The sequence below is a fragment of the Nocardia sp. FDAARGOS_372 genome, assembly GCF_002554515.1.
GTDB lineage: Bacteria > Actinomycetota > Actinomycetes > Mycobacteriales > Mycobacteriaceae > Nocardia > Nocardia farcinica.
Genome location: NZ_PDDW01000001.1, coordinates 1,286,825 through 1,304,964, shown reverse-complemented (window position 1 = coordinate 1,304,964; position 18,140 = coordinate 1,286,825). Strand labels below are relative to the sequence as shown.

General features: G+C 72.2%; 12 protein-coding genes and 1 pseudogene. 6 read left to right on the top strand and 7 right to left on the bottom strand.

The genetic code is table 11. From position 1 onward, the window contains the following. Positions 1–119 precede the first annotated feature (119 nt). Positions 120–806 (top strand): hypothetical protein, encoded by a 687-nt coding sequence (locus CRM89_RS06580; protein ID WP_011209257.1) that lies wholly within the window; start codon positions 120–122, stop codon positions 804–806. A gap of 7 nt (positions 807–813) precedes the next feature. Here CRM89_RS06580 and CRM89_RS06575 read toward each other — a convergent pair whose 3' ends face one another. Together CRM89_RS06575 and CRM89_RS06570 are read right to left on the bottom strand one after the other, a co-directional pair. Then, a complete protein-coding gene (locus CRM89_RS06575) occupies positions 814–1,296 on the bottom strand; it encodes a carboxymuconolactone decarboxylase family protein (RefSeq protein ID WP_011209256.1) in 483 nt (160 codons plus the stop codon). Further along, a complete protein-coding gene (locus CRM89_RS06570; RefSeq protein ID WP_060591314.1) occupies positions 1,296–2,396 on the bottom strand; it encodes a dihydrodipicolinate reductase in 1,101 nt (366 codons plus the stop codon). Before CRM89_RS06570 ends, CRM89_RS06575 begins: the two co-directional genes overlap by 1 nt. 39 nt (positions 2,397–2,435) lie before the next feature. Here CRM89_RS06570 and CRM89_RS06565 point away from each other — a divergent pair, with 39 nt between their 5' ends. From CRM89_RS06565 to CRM89_RS06555, 3 genes and pseudogenes are all read left to right on the top strand, one after another. Continuing rightward, positions 2,436–3,737, top strand: coding sequence for a tetratricopeptide repeat protein (locus CRM89_RS06565; protein ID WP_098083486.1), 1,302 nt, complete (start codon positions 2,436–2,438; stop codon positions 3,735–3,737). 325 nt (positions 3,738–4,062) lie between these two features. Next, a pseudogene (gene erm / locus CRM89_RS06560) lies at positions 4,063–4,849 on the top strand (23S ribosomal RNA methyltransferase Erm); the annotation flags it as partial. Between the two features lie 37 nt (positions 4,850–4,886). Next, complete coding sequence (locus CRM89_RS06555) at positions 4,887–7,145, top strand: serine/threonine-protein kinase (RefSeq protein ID WP_098083484.1); 2,259 nt, start codon at positions 4,887–4,889, stop codon at positions 7,143–7,145. A 63-nt stretch (positions 7,146–7,208) separates the two neighbouring features. On the opposite strand, the gene thpD is transcribed toward CRM89_RS06555, so the two are convergent. The 5 genes from thpD to CRM89_RS06530 all read right to left on the bottom strand — a co-directional run bounded on the left by thpD (position 7,209) and on the right by CRM89_RS06530 (position 11,309). Continuing rightward, a complete protein-coding gene (gene thpD / locus CRM89_RS06550; RefSeq protein WP_172964452.1) occupies positions 7,209–8,105 on the bottom strand; it encodes an ectoine hydroxylase in 897 nt (298 codons plus the stop codon). Positions 8,106–8,120: 15 nt separating this feature from the next. After that, positions 8,121–8,516 carry an ectoine synthase gene (locus CRM89_RS06545; RefSeq protein ID WP_011209250.1) on the bottom strand — a complete coding sequence of 132 codons (396 nt, stop codon included), beginning with the start codon at positions 8,514–8,516 and terminating at the stop codon, positions 8,121–8,123. Further along, the gene (gene ectB / locus CRM89_RS06540; protein ID WP_011209249.1) at positions 8,513–9,823 is read right to left on the bottom strand and encodes a diaminobutyrate--2-oxoglutarate transaminase; all 1,311 of its coding nucleotides are present in this window, start codon (positions 9,821–9,823) and stop codon (positions 8,513–8,515) included. The genes CRM89_RS06545 and ectB overlap by 4 nt, the downstream gene beginning before the upstream one ends. Further along, complete coding sequence (gene ectA / locus CRM89_RS06535) at positions 9,820–10,401, bottom strand: diaminobutyrate acetyltransferase (protein ID WP_170916111.1); 582 nt, start codon at positions 10,399–10,401, stop codon at positions 9,820–9,822. The genes ectB and ectA overlap by 4 nt, the downstream gene beginning before the upstream one ends. 197 nt (positions 10,402–10,598) lie before the next feature. Next, a complete protein-coding gene (locus CRM89_RS06530; protein ID WP_041560984.1) occupies positions 10,599–11,309 on the bottom strand; it encodes a response regulator transcription factor in 711 nt (236 codons plus the stop codon). A 375-nt stretch (positions 11,310–11,684) separates the two neighbouring features. On the opposite strand from CRM89_RS06530, the gene CRM89_RS06525 reads away from it, so the two are divergent. Next, entirely contained in the window at positions 11,685–16,442 is a 4,758-nt protein-coding gene (locus CRM89_RS06525) for a cation-translocating P-type ATPase (RefSeq protein WP_172964451.1), read from the top strand. Positions 16,443–17,054: 612 nt separating this feature from the next. Further along, a complete protein-coding gene (locus CRM89_RS30820; protein ID WP_127516078.1) occupies positions 17,055–18,122 on the top strand; it encodes a Vms1/Ankzf1 family peptidyl-tRNA hydrolase in 1,068 nt (355 codons plus the stop codon). Positions 18,123–18,140: the final 18 nt, after the last annotated feature.

Here is an 18,140-nt window from a genome sequence, read left to right as displayed (position 1 = left end):
GCCGGAACCCGGCGCGAACGCCGGGCAATTCCGAACGACCGCCGGGCAGGCATTTTCCGGACCGGATTTCCCCCGGCGGGAACCTCCCGCGCACGCGATTCGGAAGTTACCTTGTCACGGTGAGTTTCGAGTATGTGGTCGTGCCGGTCGGCGCGGTCCGGACGCCCGGTGAAATTCCGGACTATCTCCGGTCGCAGGCCGGCAGGCCCCTCGACGACGACCTGCGCCTGGTGGTCGTCGCCGGATTGCGGGCGTGGAATTCCGCGGTCTCGGGGTCGCGCCCGCACGCCGGTGTTCGCATCGAGGCGGCGGGCTACGCGGTGCGGGTCACCGCCGCCGACCGCGGCGGTCCGCGGGTGCCCGGCGCGCTCGACAACGCTGCCGCGCCGGTGCGGCAGCTGCTGGAAGACCTGATCACGGGCTTCGACTACGAGCTCTACGACGCCCGTTCCTATACCGTCAGCCGCGCGCCGGAGCACCGGGTGGTCGAGGTCGACATCGGCGGTGAACAGCGGTTCTCCTCGATGACCGAGCGTCAGATCCACGGCTGGATCCCGAACCTGGACACCCTGGCCGCCACGCCGTTCCTCATCGCGGGCAAACCGCACGACGACCAGACCTTCATCCAGACGTACCGCAATTCCGCGGTCGACTACACCCTCGAGGTGCACCACAGCGGGCGGCCCGACCACTATTTCGCGACCACCCTGTCCGATCCGGCGCTGGTGGCCCGGCTCATCTGGGAATGGGCGGGCGACGATTGGTCCACCCTGGAACGGGTGGACTGGCTGCGCGAATCGAAATGAGAGCCGGTCAGGAATGGCCGGGCAGCACGCAGGCCGTGTCGAGCCCGAGCACCCGGTTGAGCCTGCCGAAGGCGAGCCACGAGCCGAGGCACATGCTCAATTCCACGATCTCGGCCTGGCTGTAGTGGGCGGCCATCCGCGCCCAGAACTCCTCGTCGATGCCGTGATGGTCGGTGGCGTAGCGGTCGGCGTATTCGGCGGCCAGCCGGGTGCGCTCGTCGAACGCCTCGGTGGTGCGCCAATTCGTGACCGCTTCGGCGAATTCCGGTTCCACCTTCGCGCCGTCGCGTTCGGTGCGCCAGTCCTGGCAGAACAGGCACCCGTTGATCTGGGCGATACGCAGCCGGGCGGCCTCGAATTCGCGCAGCCCCAGCGTGCTGTGTTCGTAGACGGCCAGCGCCAGGGCCGCGGCGGCCGGGCCGATCCCGGGCACCATCTCCCCCCACACGTAGCCGATGGGGTCCTTGCCCGCGGGGACATCGACAATCATCACTGTTTCCTTCCCTGTTCGCCCGGCGTCCGTCCGAGTTTGCCCAGCGCCGGACGCAGGGGCACCGTCAGCGCGTCGTAGAGGCCGGGGCCCGCCTCGACCAGCCAGTCGATGGCGTTGACCAGGCGGCCCGCCGCGGTGGCGTTGCCGCCCGCCGAGCGATTCCCGTGCTCGTCGTCGGCGGCCACGGTCACTTCGATGCGGGGCACGCCGGTCACGATCACCCGGTGGGCGCCCGCGCCGCCGTCGGGCGGACTCGGCCAGTCCGGCGCGCAGTCCGGGTGGATGCGGGTGACGTGTTCGATCACCAGGCGTGGCTCGCCGTCGACGATGCCCTGCACCTCGAACCGCACCGCGCCCTGGGTGCCCGCCGCGAACTCCCCCATCAGCTCGGTCCGCACGGTGTGTTCGAGGGGGCGGCGCTCGAGCGTCTCGCGCAGGTCGTCCAGTTCGACGCCGAGCGCACGGGCCAGCAGCCGGACCTGCCCACCCCACACCATGGTCGGCACGCCGGCGGCGAGCATGGGCGGCGCGTAGTCCATGGGCTGGCCCATGCCGACCAGGTAGCGCACCGAGTCCGGCTGGTCGTAGGTGGTGTAGTCGAAGATCTCCTGGCAGCGCACGGTCTCGACGGTGCCGGCCAGACCGCTGACCAGCAGGGGCAGCACGTCGTTGCCCCAGCCCGGGTCCACCCCGGACACGAACAGCGCGCCGCCGCCCTCCTCGATCGCGGCCAGCACCGGGTCGCGGATCTCGGCGGGGGCCCCGACCGGGTCGTACAGGGCGTAGAGCGAGGGGGTCACGACGACGGCGCCCGCGCGCAGCAGCCGCAGCACGTCGGCGAGCGCGTCGTCGGGGCGTAGATCGCCGGAGGCGGCGTAGACGACGGCGCGCGGCCGGGCCGCCAGCGCGGCGTCCACGTCGTCGGTGGCGGTGACGCCGAGGGTGCGGTCCAGTCCGGCCAGCTGCCCCGCGTCTCGGCCGGATTTGGCCGGGTCACGCACGAGCACCGCGGCGAGTTCGAGGTCGGGATGGGCGTCGACGGCACGGATCGACGCGCGGCCGACGTTGCCGGTGCCCCAGACGAGCGTGGGGATCATCGCGCGAGCGTAGCAAGTGCTTGGTAGATTCGCGGGCGGATGGCACCGGATCGTCGCGACGCGTTCTCGTGCGACGAGTACGCTCGAGCCGCCGCGCCCGCGCGGGAGGCGGTCAGCAGCATCGGGCGGGAAGCGGAAGGCCAGCAGATGAACGAGCCGTATTCGCAATGGCATCAGCGCAATTCGCCGACCGACCAACCGCTGGCCGCGCGCTACACCGGGGCCGAGCCGATCCTCTGGAATGGCAGCATGGTCTACCCGATGTACAGCGACCGACTACCGCAGGAACCGACGCTGTTGTTCATGAGCCTGCTCTCCCAGGCGCCACCCGCCGGGCTGCGCGGGCACGGACTCGGACTGGCGGTGCAGGACGCCTATATCGAACTCGACGGCCACCGGCTGACCGGGGTGGATATCTGGAGCGACGCGCTCGCCCGCGGGGTCACCGTCGAACTGGTGCCCACCGGCGCCGCGCCGCTGTTCACGCTGACCCCGGTCTGGGTCGATCAGACCGGCGCGCACCGCTGTTGGACGGGCAACTACGGCATGCTGGTCGAGGACATCCCCAACGACATCGTCGCACTGTGGTGCAGTCTCGGTGAGGGGCCACCCAATTTCGCCAATCTCGTCGTCGGCGTCGCGACGGTGCCCGCCAAGCGCACCGGCGACGCGGGCCGGGACCCCGACGCCGACGCCGACGCCCCTGCCGCCGAGGAGATCCGAGCCGCCGAAGAGACCGGAGGTGCCGAAGAGACCGGGGGCGGCACCGAGATCAGAGGCGGCGACGAGATCGGAGGCGGCGACGAGATCGGAGGCGGCAAGGAGGAGACCCGTCCCGGCGCCCAAGCCGTCGCCACCGATCCGCCCCCGGCCGCGCCACCGCCGGCGCACGACGACCTGTCCACCGTCGACACCGACCCGAGCCTCCCGGCGGTCGACGAAAACGCCACCATGACAATGCACTACGTGCGCATGGCGTCGGCGGCGGGTGCCGAGCCGCCGGCGACCGGCCCCGGCCACGGCTACCGCAACGCCCTCTACGAACTGGGCACCGCGATGTACGACCGTGGCGAGGAGGCCGAAGCGTGCGGCCTGTGGGCTCAGGCCGCCGAGGCCGGCCATGCCGGGGCCGCCTACGACCTCGCGGTACTGCTGTTCCGCCGCGGCGACCACGGGGGCGCCGAACGGTGGTGGCGGCGGGCCGCCGAGTACGGCGAGTTCCGGGCCATGTCGCTGCTGGCCGAACTACTCGACCGCCGCGGTGATCACGCCGAGGCGCGGCAATGGCGGGCCCGCGCGGCCGAGTACGCCGCCCGCGCGGGACAGACGCTGTACTCCTGAGCGGTACTCGCGTCGACAACTGTCCGCCGACCGTGGAAATTCGGTGGCGTCCGCGGCGCGTGCCTCGCTACGGTGTCGCGCATGTGTGCAGCAGTGAACGGAGCGTGCGCGGTGGGCGCGTACTTCATCCGGCTTCGCCGGCGGGCCCGGGCTCTGCCGCGCACCGCTGCGTCTCCCCGACAGCGCTGATCGGGGTCCGCTACCGCTGATCGCACCCGCCCCGAGCGGGTGTTTCGTGGTGCTCCGGTACGGGTCCGGGCGAATCACCTTTCCTGATTCCCCACTCCGTTCGGAGGACAGCCATGTCCCGCGCCTCGTCGCGCGCCGCCCAGGCCGGCGCGCGCAAACGCTTCTCCCAGAACTTTCTCGCCGACGCGGACATCGCGCGGCGCATCGTCCGGTCCGCCGGTGTCGGCGCCGGGGATCTCGTACTCGAGATCGGCCCCGGTGACGGCATGCTCACCGCGCAACTGCTCGGTGTCGCCGGCCGGGTGCTGGCCTACGAGATCGATGCCCGTTACGCCGCGCGGCTGCAGGCCCGCTACGCCCACGACCCGCGAATCAACTGCTATCACAAGGATTTCCGGGACGCCCCGCTGCCCGACGAGCCCTTCGGCGTGGTCGCGAACGTGCCGTTCGGGAGCACCACCGACATCGTGCGCTGGTGTCTGGCGGCGCGGCAGCTCACCTCGGCGACCCTGCTGACCCAGCGCGAATTCGCCCGCAAGCACACCGGCGACTACGGCCGGTGGAGCAAGCTCACGGTGACGCACTGGCCGACGACGACCATGCACCTGGGCGCGCGCATCGACCGGCGGCACTTCCGCCCGGTGCCGCGCGTCGACGGCGCGCTACTGCACCTGCGCCGCCGCCCGGACCCGCTGCTCGCCGGGGCCGCGGCGCGCGACTATCGCCGCCTGGTGGAACTCGGGTTCACCGGGGTCGGTGGTTCCCTGGCCGCCACACTCGCCACCGCCTTCCCGCCACGCCGGGTGCGGGCGGCGTGTGCGGCCGCGGGCATTCCGGCCGGCACCCCGGTGGGTCTCGTGGCCCCGGAGCGATGGTTCGCGCTGTATCGGGCACTGCGACCCGGCGCCGCGACGGGCCGATGACCGGTGCGGTGCGTCGCCGCGGCGTTACGATGCGCAGATGGCGCACCCCGCAGCGCGGGTCTCCCGCGCGACGGCCGCAGCGAGCCCGCCGCAGTCGGCGGGCCGCGGGTCGCCGGTGGCCGACGTGGTGACCCGCTTCGCCGAAGCCTGGCGGGACGCCCGCACCCCGCCGGACCTGACCGCGTTCCTGCCCGACTCCCCCGCGCTGCGCCGGGTCTCGCTGATCGAGTTGATCAAGGTGGACCTGGCGCAGCGCTGGCGCCACCACGTCGAGCCCAAACGGCTCGCCCAGTACGTCGCCGAGCTACCCGAGCTGCGCACCTGGCCGCTGCCGCCGGACCTGATCTACGAGGAATTCCACCTGCGCAGGCAGGCCGGGCAACCGGTCGACGTCGCCGAGTACACCGCCACCTATCCGGCGCAGGCGCAGGTGCTCTCCGAACTGCTCACCACCGACGACTACCACAGCACCCTGCTCGCGGGCCCGGTGGAACCGGCCGGGCTCGACGAGCTCGAACCGGGCACCAGCGTCGATGATTTCGACCTGATGACCAGCCTGGGCCGCGGTGCGTTCGCGCGGGTGTTCCTGGCCAGGCAGCGGTCGATGCAGCGGCTGGTGGCGGTGAAGATCTCCCGCGACAAGAGCACCGAGCCGCAGACCCTCGCCCAGCTAGACCATCGCCACATCGTGCGGGTCTTCGACCAACGGGTGCTGCCGTCGAGCGGGTTGCGGCTGCTGTACATGCAGTACGTGCCCGGCGGCACGCTGTTCTCGGTGCTGGAACGGCTGCGCGCGCACCCCGCGCAGGCCAGGGCGCGCGGCGGGGCGCTACTGCTCGACGTCATCGACGACGTGCTCACCGGCAAGGGCGAGATCCGGCCCGGCGAATCGGCCACCCGCGCCGAACTGGCCGGTCTCACCTGGCCGGAGACCATCGCCTGGCTGGGCAGGCGGCTGGCCGACGCCCTGGACTACGCCGACCGGTGCGGTGTGCTGCACCGCGACATCAAACCGGCCAACGTACTCCTCACCGCCGAGGGCGAGCCGCAGCTGGCCGACTTCAACATCAGCTTCGGCAGCACCGTCACCGGCGCCAGCCCGGTCGCCTACTTCGGCGGCTCGCTGGCCTACATGTCGCCCGAGCAGCTCGCCGCCGTGCACCCGGATCTGCCCGGCACCGCCGCCGATCTGGACGTGCGCAGCGACCTGTACGCGCTCGCGGTGATGCTGTGGGAACTGCTCACCGGCCACAAGCCCTTCGGCGACGACCACGTGACCGGCGGCGACCGCACCACCCTCGACGGGATGCTCGAGCGCCGCCGCCGCGGTCCCGGCGCGCTGCCGTACGCCGATCTGCCGCCGGACTGCCCCGCCGCGCTGCGTCGCACCCTGGCCCGCGCGCTCGACCCCGACCCCGATCGCCGCTGGCCCACCGGCGCGGACATGGCCCAGCAGTTCGACGTGTGCCTGGATGCGCGCGCCCGCGATCTGGTCGACCCGCCGCCGCGGAGCGCGCGGGTGCGGGCCAGGGCGTGGCTGCATCCGATCATGGCCTGCGCCATCGCGATTCCCAACGCGCTGGCCATCCTCTACAGCTACCAGCACAACCGCACCCTCATCATCGACAAGCTCGACGCGCAGACCCAGCAGCGCTTCGATCAGGTCGCTCTCACCACCTACGGGTTGTGCTTCCTGCTGGGCGTGGTCGCCACCAACGTGCTCATCGCGCACCTGTGGTCGGTCTCGCGTGGGCTGCGGCACGGCCGGCACTACGACGCCGCGACGCTGGCGAAGGCGCGCAGCGACACGCTGCGGCTGGCGCAGCGCAACGTGCTCACCTGTTTCGTGCTGTGGGCGCTGGCCGGGATCGTGGTGCCGTTGACCGTGCAGGTCTCCGGCAGCAGCCTGCCCGCGCAGTCCTACCTGCACTTCTTCGCGACACAGATCGTCTGCGGCGGGATCGCGATGGCCTATCCGTACTTCCTGGTGAGCTTCTATTCGGTGCGGTGCCTGTATCCGATGTTCGTGCCGCACGGCGGGCTCGGTCCGGCCGACGCGGCCGAATTGGACCGGCTCGACCGCCGCGGCACCGCGTTCCTCGCCGTCGCCGCCGCCGTCCCGCTGCTGGGTGTCGCGGGCGCGACCTTCATCCCACCCGCCGATCTGCCCGCGGTGATCGTGCCGCTGCGGGTACTCGGCGTCGGCAGCGCGCTGGCCTTCGTCGGGGTGTACTGGCTGTTCCGGATGTCCGAGCGGGATCTCACCGCGCTGGCCCGGGTGGTCGGACAACGCTGAGACGCCGGCGCGCCGGACGACTCTGACGGTCGTCCGGCGCGCCGGGCGGGTGTGATCCGCGGCCTACAGCGGGGTGAAGTCGCGGCTGCCGATGTAGGTGGGCCGCGGCGCCGGGGCGGCGAACGGCTCCACCAGCGTGTTCTCCACGCTGTTGAACACCAGGAAGATGTTCGAGCGCGGGAACGGGGTGATGTTGTTCGCCGAGCCGTGCATGATGTTCGAATCGAACAGCAGGGCCGAACCCGCCCGGCCGGTGAACTGCGTGATGCCGTAGCGCTGGGCGAGCACGGTGATGTCCTCGGTGCTGGGCACCCCGATCTCCTGCTCGCGCAACGACTCCCGGTAGTGGTCGGCCGGGGTGGCGCCCACGCACGGCACGAAGGTGCGGTGCGAGCCGGGCATCACCATCAGGCTGCCGTTGAACGGGTAGTTGTCGGTCAGGGCGATCGACAGGCTCACCGCGCGCGGGGCGGGCATACCGTCCTCGGCGTGCCAGGTCTCGAAGTCCGAGTGCCAGTAGAACCCAGTGCCGCGGAAGCCCGGCATGTAGTTGATCCGGGTCTGGTGCAGGTAGACATCGGAGCCGAGCACCTGCCTGGCCAGCCCGACGATGCGGGTCTGGCGCACCAGATCGGCCACCGCGGCGCTGAGCTTGTGCACCTCGAACACCGAGCGCACCCGGTTCGAGGTCTTCTCCCGGATCACCCGCTCGTCGTCGAGCAGGGACTTGTCGGCCGCCAGCCGCTCGACCTCGGCGCGGAACTCCGACACCTCCTCCGGGCTCAGCAGATTCTCCATGATCGAGAAACCGTCGCGGTCGAAGGTCGACAGCTGTTCGCTGTGGACCTCACCCCACACCGTCGGGTCCAGCCGCTCGATGTGCGGTGCCGGCTCGGCGGTGCGGGTCGGATACCGATCGATGCGGTCGACGGGATCGCGATCGATGGCCTGCTGCAACACTTCTCGTCGCTCCTCTCAGCTGGCGGGAACCGCTACCAGCGGATACACCCCGTTCTCGTCGTGGACCTCCTGCCCGGTCACGGGCGGGTTGAACACGCACATCATCCGCATGGTGGTGCGCGCCTGCACCCGGTGCTTCTCGTGGCCGTTCAGCAGGTACATGGTGCCGGGGCGCAGGTCGTAGACCTGATCGTTGTCCAGATCGGTCAGCGTGCCCTCGCCCTCGACCAACCACACCGCCTCGATGTGGTGGACGTAGTGGAACTCGTGGGTGGTCCCGGCGTCGATGGTGGTCTCGTGGAAGGAGAAGCCGACCCCGTCGCCGCCGAGCACGATGCGCTTGCTGCGCCAGCCCGGGCCCGCCACGTCCCGCTCGGTGCCGGTGATCTCGTCGGTGGTGCGCACGATCATCGGCGCTCTCCTCCCTCGGCCGGGGCGCGGTGGTGCAGGCGGCCCCAGCCGGTGCAGACGGTGTCGATGGCGCCGGTCAGGATCTGCAGGCCCTGATCCAGCTCGTCGTCGGTGATGGTCAGCGGCGGCAGCAGCTTGACGACCTCGTCGCTGGAGCCCGAGGTCTCCACCAGCAGCCCGCGCTCGAAGGCGACCTGGCAGACCTTGCCCGCCTGCGAGGGATCCTCGAAGGCGATGCCGTGCACCAGCCCGCGACCGCGGGTGGACAGGCCGGGGAAGTGCCCGGCGACGGTGGCCAGCTCGGTGGCGACCTTCTCGCCCTTGGCCTTGGTCGCGGCCTCCAGCGCGCCGTCGGACCAGAACGTCTCCAGCGCCACCTGCGCGGTGACGAAGGCGGGGTTGTTGCCGCGGAAGGTGCCGTTGTGCTCGCCCGGAGCCCACTGGTCGAGTTCGGGCTTGAACAGCACCAGCGCCAGCGGCAGGCCGTAGCCGCCGATGGACTTCGACAGCGTCACGATGTCGGGGGTGATGCCCGCGACCTCGAAGGAGAAGAACGGGCCGGTGCGCCCGCACCCCATCTGCACGTCGTCGACGATGAGCAGGATCTCCCGCTCCGCGCACAGCTGCGCCAGGTGCTGCAGCCACTCCACCCGGGCGACGTTGATGCCGCCCTCGCCCTGCACGGTCTCCACGATCACCGCGGCGGGCCGGTCGAAACCGGAGGAGGTGTCGTCGAGCACCCGCTCCATCCACTGGAAGTCGGCGGTGGTGTTGTCGAAGTAGCCGTCGTAGGGCATGTGCGCGGCGTGCACCAGCGGCACGCCCGCACCGGCGCGCTTGGCGGCGTTACCGGTGACCGACAGCGCGCCCAGCGTCATGCCGTGGAAGGCGTTGGTGAAGCTCAGCACGGTTTCGCGGCCGGTGACCTTGCGCGCCAGCTTCAGCGCCGCCTCCACGGCGTTGGCGCCGGTCGGGCCGGGGAACTGCACCTTGTAGTCCAGGCCGCGGGGGGCGAACACGGTGTCGCGCAGCGTCTCTAGCAGCTTGCGCTTGGCCGCGGTGGACATGTCCAAGCCGTGCGTGATGCCGTCGGAGGCGATGTAGTCGATCAGCGGCTGCTTGAGCACCGGGTTGTTGTGGCCGTAGTTCAGCGCACCGGCACCGGCGAAGAAGTCCAGGTAGTCCTTGCCGTCCTCGTCCTGGAGCCAGGCGCCCTTGGCGGTGGTGAACACCGTGGGCCAGTTGCGGCAGTAGCCGCGCACATTGGACTCCAGCGACTCGAAGACGTTCGTTTCAGCGGTGATCATCGAATCTCCTGTGCAATAGGGGCGATGCGGTAGAGGTCCTCGGGGGCGTGCTCGTCGGGGAACACGCCGGCGTCGAAGAGGGGCTGCTTGGTGAGCTGCGCGCCGCGGCGCCGCGCGACCGCGGCGAACATCGCGATCGAGGCCGGGTTGTCCGGGGAGATGGTGGTCTCCAGCGCGGTCACGCCGTGCGGCGCCACCCGGTCGAGCAGCTTCTGGATCAGGGCCGTGCCGGTGCCGCGGCCGCGCTCGGTGGGCGAGACGGCCACCTGCCAGACGAACACGGTGTCGGGAGACTCGGGCCGTAGATAGCCGATCACGAAGCCGACGACCCTGCCGTCCACCTCCGCGACCACCGTCGTTCCCGGGAAATCCCGGCACCACAGCAGGTAGGCGTAGCTCGAGTTGGTGTCGAGGACGCGCGAATCCTTCGCGATCCGCCAGATCTCCGCGGCATCACCCAGCTGGGGAGCCCGCAGGAGCGCGGTGCCGATGCGGTCGGACACCTGCCACGGCGCCTCGACGGGCCGTGGTTCCTCGACGGGTTCTGCGGTAGGCGTGGACAACGTTTGCAGTGACATACAACTCCCAGGTCGGTCTGTCTACGCGTCCAGGTTTGCCAACCAACTTTGCGGTGAATTGGTCGATCTCTTTGCGGTTGTGTTACGAATGTGTTTCACGAACCGGCTTCGGCGCAGCACGGGATCGCGGCGCACGCGGGCGTCGCTGCGGACCGGCGCGGTGTCCGTTCCCGGTGCGGAAACGGACCCGCCGCGGGTCACTTCGGCAGATCGAGGCGGTAGCCCAGGCCACGCACGGTGACCACGATCTGCGGGTCGGAAGGGTCGAGTTCGATCTTGGTGCGCAACCGGCGCATGTGGACGTCGACGATCCGCTCGTCCCCGAAAAAGTTCTCGTCCCAGACTTTTTCGAGCAACTGCGCACGACTGAGCACCCGGCCGGGGACGTCGGCGAGTTCACACAGCAGGCGGAATTCGGTGAGGGTCAGCTTGATCTCCTCGTCGCCGCGCCGCACGGCGCCGCCCTCGCGATCGAGCATCAGCGGGGCTTCCTCGTGCGCGTCGAGCGCCACCTCCCGCGGGGCGTCACGCTCGGCGGCCAGCTTGGCCCGCCTGCGCAGGGCCCGCATCCGGGCGGAGATCTCCTTGATCTCGAAGGGCTTGGTGACGAAGTCGTCGGCGCCGGCCTCGAGCGCGGCCACCACGTCGTGGGTGTCGTCGCGGGAACTGATGACGATGATGGGGACGTCGTGGTCGCGACGGATCTCGCGGATGCACTCGAAGCCGTCCATGTCGCCGAGCATCAGCTCGACGATCATCACGTCCGGGGCGCCGTTGCTGCGCAGGTAGGTGAGCGCGTCCTCGGCCTCGTTGGCCTCGGAGACGTCGTAGCCTTCGTCCTCCAGAGCCTCGCGCAGTTCGCGGCGGATCCGGTCGTCGTCGTCCACGATCATCAGGTTCGCGCTCAAGACCCTCATCCCTTGCCGATGTGCGGAAGCGGGCTCGGAGGCGGTCCACTTCCGGCAAACTTGCCGATCTATCGGTTACCCATACCGACCGATCGGTAAACGCGGGTTTGCTGGAATGTGGCGCGGATCGCTCGAACGGACGCGCGAAAAGCTCTCGATCAACCATCCCCCACGGCGCGCGCCCGCGCAAGGGCGCTATGGTACCGGTCACATCCCGCCGCCGCTGCCCGGCAACTCTCCCAGGGCGGCCGCACGGGCGTGCCGGGGACGCCGAACATGGCCGCTGCCACCGTGATCGGCGCCTGGTTTGCGGCCTCTGACCGGGGGTAGCTGCCGGTTATGGGCTTTTCTGTGCGGAGAGATCTTCTCGGACCGTTGGTCACCACACCGATGTCGCTGGCGGGTACGGTCGCCCGCGCGGGCGCCGGGCTGGCGCTGGACGCCGGCGGCAAAGTGGCCACCGCTCCGCTGCGCGCGGTCGAGTCCGGTGTGCAGTGGGCGGCGGCGGGCACCGAGGCGTTGTTACCGGAGACCACCGCGCGGCTGCGGGAGGAGACGGTGCGGTGGCGCGACGACCTGATCGATCTGATCGACCCGCGGCCGGATCGCACGCATCGCCGCGTCGACCTGCACGAGCAGCGGGCGACCGTGGAGGTGCGGGGACTGGACGGGGACCGGGCCCCCGACATCGCCGAGGCGCTGGGCAAGCGCCTCGATCGGTTGCGCGCGGTGCGCTGGTGGGAGATCAACTCGGTGACCGGCCGCGTGGTGGCGGCGCTGGCCGACGGCGCCGCCGACCTGCCCGCGTTGCTGGCCGAGGTGGAACGCACCGAACGCGACACCGACGTCGCCGACCGCGACTGGAGCCGCCGCGCCGAGTTTCCCGCCGACCGGGAACCGCTGCTGGCCACCACGATTCAGGTCGCGGGCGATCTGGCCGCGCTCGGCGTCGCGGCCGCCGGGCTGCTTATCCCCGGCAAACCGCCGACCCGGGTGCTGCGCGCCGCGGCCACCCTCACCGACACCCAGCCGCGCCTGCGCAAGGTGCTGGAGGAGCGCCTGGGCCGTCCCCGCACCGACCTGCTGCTCAGCATCACCAACGCCGTCGGCAACGCGCTGAACGAGGGCGCCGCCGAGGGGGTGGTGAACCTGGTGGTCGACACGGTGCAGCGGTCGATCATGATGACCGAGGCGATCACCCGCCACCAGCAGTGGCGCGCCTGGGAACACACGTTGACCTCGCACGACGCCTTGGCCGTCGATCAGCCGCTGCCCGCACACGAACGCCCGGCGGAGATGCCGAAGGGTCCGGTCGAGCGGGTCGCCGACGAAACCGCGGCGGGCGCGCTGGCCGGCGCCGGAGCGTTCGGCATCGCCGGGCGGCTCGGTCCCGCGGCCTCGGCGCTGGAACTCGGCGCGCCCAAGGCGGCCAGGGCGACCAGGGAAGCGTATGCGGCGGCGGCATCGACGACGCTCGCCCGCGCGGGCGTGCTCACGCTGCACCCGGGCGCGTGGCGCCGGTTCGACCGGCTGTCGGTCCTGGTCGTCGACGGCGAATCGCTGCTCACCCGCCGCCGCATGGTGCTCGATGCCGAAGCCGTCGACCCGCACTGGCGCGATCCGGGCACGGCCCGGCGCGCCGACCCCGCGTTCTCCCGCGACGGCAGCGCGCACCGCACCGAGCGCGCCACCGCGATGATCCCCGCCGACGAACATCCCGCCGACGCTCCCATCGGCGCGGCGACGTCCGGCCAGGACACCGCGCCTGCCGATTCCGCGCACTCCCCCGCCGACGAGGCCCGCGCGGCCGCGCACGTCTGGACCGCCGCGCAGCGGCTGCTGCACGAACAGGAGAAGGGCGGGGCGGCCGCGGGCGGATTGCGGCTGGTGCATCCCGACACCGGCTCCCCGGATCGCGGCGCGACCTTGCGACCGGCCTGGCGGGAACTCCGTGACGGCGACCGCGTGGTGGGACGGGTGCTGGTCGGGCGGGAGCTGGACCGGCGTGCCCACGCCGTGCTCACCGCGGCCCGCAACGCCGGGCTGCGGGTGGTGCTGGTCGGCGGCGACGACGTGGCCGAATTGCGCACGCTCGCGGACGAGTTCCGCACCTCGGCGGGGTCGATGAGCGCGGTGGTGCACCGCGCGCAGGAGGACGGGCACGTCGTCGCGGTGCTCAGCCCGCGCGCCTACAAGGCGTTGGCGTGGGCGGATGTGGCGATCGGGCTGAGCCCGGTCGAACACGGCTGCCCGCGGCCACCGTGGAGTTCCGACATCGTCTGCCGCGACCTGGTCCAGGTGCAGCGGGTGCTCGCGGCGGTCGGCCCGGCCCGGCAGGCCAGCGAACGTGGCCGCGCGCTCGCCCTGTCCGGCGCGGCACTGGCCGCGCTGCTGCTGGCCATCGGCCCCGAGCAGCGTGGCCGCACCTCCCCGATCGTCACCGCCCACGTGCTCGGCCTGCTCAACGGCGCCGTCGGCGGCTGGCAGGCGGTGCGCAGGCAGCCGCGTGACGACCTGGCCCCGCTGCTGCCCTGGCACGCTCTGGGCCCCGGCGAGGTCTTGGCCCGGCTACCGGAGCCGCCGGGTCTCGACGAGCGCGCCGAGGCGCAGCGGTCGAGGCTGGGCGCCGCACTGGCCCCGCTCGCCCCGGCGGTGTCCTTCGGCAGGCAGCTGCGGCGGGAACTGGCCGACCCGCTGACGCCGATCCTCGGCGTGGGCGCCGTGGCCACCGCGATTCTCGGCTCCCCCTCCGATGCCATCCTGCTGTCCTCGGTGCTCACCGTGAACGCGGTGGTCTCGGCGCGCCAGCGCCAGCGCGCCGAGCACGCGTTGCAGGATCTGATGGCCGACGAGGAACTGACCGCGCGGCTGGTCGGCCGTTCCGGGGACGCCGAGCAGGTGATCCCGGCCCACCGGCTGCGGGTCGGCGATCTCATCCGGCTGCGCGCGGGCGATGTGGTGCCCGCCGACGCCCGGCTGATCGAACTGGACGATCTCGAACTGGATGAATCCGGACTCACCGGTGAGTCGGTCACCGTGGAGAAGCAGCTGGCCGCCACGCCGGGCGCGGCGCTGGGCGACCGGGCCTGCATGGTCTTCGAGGGCAGCACGGTGGTCAGCGGCGCGGGCACCGCGGTCGTGGTCGCCGTCGGCGCCGACACCCAGGCCGGGCGGGCGGCCGCGGGGGCGATGCCGCCGGAGAAGGGCGGCGTGCAGGCGCAGCTGCGCAGGCTCACCGACCGCGCGCTTCCGCTCACCCTCGCCGGCGGCACCGCCGTGACGGCACTGGGCGGCCTGCGCCGCCAGCCGCTGCGCACCGCGATCGCCGACGGTGTCGGTGTCGCGGTGGCGGCGGTACCGGAGGGTCTGCCGCTGGTGGCCACGGTGGCGCAGCTGGCGGCGGCCCGCCGGTTGTCCCGGTTCGGTGTGCTGGTGCGCGCCAGCCGCACCGTCGAGGCGCTGGGCCGCGTCGATACCCTGTGCTTCGACAAGACGGGCACCCTCACCGAGGGCAAGCTGCGGCTGACCACACTGGCCGACCTGGACGAGCAGTGGGAGCCCGACACCGACAGCGACCGGGCCCGCCGGTTGCTGCGCGCGGCCGCCCGCGCCTGCCCCGACCCCGCCGACGGCCCGGTGCTGCACGCCACCGACCGCGCGGTGCTCGACGCCGCCGAGGTGCTGGGCGACGAAGCGCACCGCTGGGATCCGATCGAGGAGATCCCCTTCGAATCCAACCGCGGTTACGCCGCCGCCATCGGCCAGACCACCCGGCGGCTGCGCCTGGTCGTCAAGGGCGCGCCGGAGGTGGTGCTGCCCCGGTGCAGCAAGGTGCGCACCGGCGACCAGCCCAAGCATGCACTCACCGAGGAACTGCGCGAGCGGGCCGTCCGACGGGTGGCCGAGCTGGCCGAACAGGGCCTGCGGGTGCTCGTGGTGGCCCGCCGCGACCTGGCCGACCGCCCCGAGGACATGGAGGACGCGGTCGGCGAACTCACCCTGCTCGGTTTCCTCGGCCTGGCCGACACCCCGCGGCCGCAGACCCTGCCGCTGGTGAAGTCGTTGCAGGACAACGGCATCGGTGTGCGGATGATCACCGGCGACCACCCCGTCACCGCGGCCGCGGTGGCGAAGCAACTCGGCATCGAGGTCGGCGAGGTGACCACCGGCGCCGACCTCGACCGGCTCGACGAGACCGCCCAGATCGAGCGCATCGAACGGAGCACCGTGTTCGCGCGGGTGAGCCCGGAGCACAAGGTGCGCATCGTCGCGGCACTGCGCAAGGCCGGCCACGTGGTGGGGATGACCGGCGACGGCAGCAACGACGCCGCCGCCATCCGCACCGCCGACGTCGGCATCGGCCTGGCCGCGCACGGCTCGGCCGCCGCCCGCAACGCCGCCGACATGGTGCTCACCGACGCCGACCCGACCGCGCTGCTGCACGCGCTGGTGGAGGGCCGCGGCATGTGGCAGCGCATCAGTGCCGCGGTGGGCGTGCTGGTGGGCGGCAACGCGGGTGAGGTGGCCTTCACCCTCTACGGGACCGCGGTGAGTGGTCACGCGCCGCTGGGCACCCGGCAGTTCCTGCTGGTCAATATGCTCACCGACATGTTCCCGGCGCTGGCACTGGCCCTGGCCCAGGACCGGGAGACGGCGGCGGGGGTGGACACCGCCCAGCGCGCGGCACAGCTGTCGGAGATCCCGCCCGCCCATCTGGGCGCCGAGCTGGCGCACACCATCGCCGTGCGCGGGCTCGCGACCGCGGCCGGTGCCGCAGGCGCCTGGACGGTCGGCCGGTTCGTCGCCACCCCGCGCCGCGCCGCCACCATCGGCCTGGTCGCGCTGATCGGCACCCAGCTGGGGCAGACGCTCGTCTCGGGGCATCGCAGCCCCGGCGTGTGGCTCACCACCGCCGTCAGTGGCGCGGTGCTGTGCGGTGTGGTGATGACACCGGGCGTGTGCCACTACTTCGGCTGCACCCCGCTGGGACCGCTCGGCTGGACCATCGCGACCACCTCCGCGGTGGCGGCGACCGCGGGCTCGATCGTGCTGCCGCGCGTGCTCCCGAACGGCCTGCTGCCCAACGGCGCGCTGCCCGCGGCACCGGCCTCGTCCGACGCGGATCCGCAGTGATTTCCGGCCCGGCCGCGATCGCCCCGCCGGTGATTCGCGGCCGGGTCGCTGGGTAACCGCCCACTGATCCGCCCGCACCGCCGGAACACGTCCGAGGCAACCGAGGCGCGAGGCGACAACCTGCTCCGGGGGGCCGGCGGCGGCAGCGGAGCGCGACCACGAAGGCCGCCCCGCTCGGGCCGATCGGACACCGCCCGAGCGGGTCGGCGGCCGGAGGCGGCTGCGGAACGCGAGCGAGGAGGACGGCGCCATGAACGACCGCACACCACCGGACCCGACGCCGGACCCCGTCCCGCCGGTGCCGGAGCCGGACCCGGTGCCCGGTCACCCGATCCCACCCGAGCCCGACCCGGTCCCCTTCCCACCCGAACCCGAACCCGGCCATCCCTTCCCGCCCGAGCCCGGCAGGCCAGAGCCCCCCGAGCCGGGTCATCCGTTCCCGCCGGAACCCCACCGCCCCGTCCCGCCCGGCGAGCCGCACCCACCGGGCGAGCCGGGCAGACCGATGCCGCCGGTCCCCGGACCCGATCCACGCGATCCCACCCCACCGCCCGCGCCGGGCCCCGGACCGGACCCGATACCGCCGAACCCGCAGTGAGCAAGGAGGTCACCATGCTCGACGACATGTCCGCGATCGACCTGCGCGCGCTCGCGACCCGTCCCGGCCCGTTCGCCTCGGCGTACTACGACAGTTCGCACAACACCGAGGACGCCGCACGGCAGCTGGCGTTGCGGTGGCGCTCGATCGCCGAGAAGCTGCGCGCGGCAGGCGCTTCGGAGTCCATGCTCGACGTGCTCGCCGAGGCCGCGGTGCGCGGCAGGCCCGATCGCGGCCGTGCCGGGCACCTGCTGATCGCCGACGAGAACGAGGTCCTCGTCGACGTGGAGTTGCCGCAGCCACCGGCCCGTGAGGTCGTGCGCGTCTCGGAACTGCCCTATGTCCTGCCGTTGCTGGAGGCACGCGCGCATCGGGTGCCGCACGTGGTCGCGGTGGTCGACAAGGTGGGCGCCGACCTCTACGCCGTCGACGAGAACGGCGGCGAACGCAGGCGCACCGTGCGCGGCGAAGACCATCCGGTGCACAAGGTGCCCGGCGGGGGCTGGTCGCACCGCACGATGCAGACCCGGGTCGAGGAGACCACCCGCCGCAACCTCGGCGAAGTCGCCCACGACGTCGAAGAACTGGCCGAGGCCGCACACGCCGAGGTCATCGTGCTCGCCGGTGAGGTCGAATCCCGCGCGAAGCTGCACGCCGAGCTCGGCAAGCAGCATCACCGCGTGATCGAGGTGGAGACCGGCGGCCGGGCCGCGGGCGTCGACCCGGCCGCCTTGGACGCCCGCGTGCACGAGGTGGTCGACGAGTGCGCCGACCACCACCGGGCCGACGCGCTGGACAGTTTCCGCGCCGCGCTCGGCCGCGCCGACGGCCTGGCCGTGCAGGGCCTGCACGAAACCGCCCGCGCGCTGGCCGAAGGCAACGTCGCCACACTGCTCATCGACACCGACGCGGTACCCGAGACGACCATCCACCTCGACCCGCGCCATCCCGAACAGCCGCGGGAGCGGCGGGCCGACGAGGCGCTACCGGTCGCGGCGATCGCCTCGGGCGCGGAGATCACACCGGTACACGGCGCGCAGGCCCCCGCCGACGGCGTCGGCGCCCTGCTGCGCCACCGCTGACCACCCACCCCCGAAGGA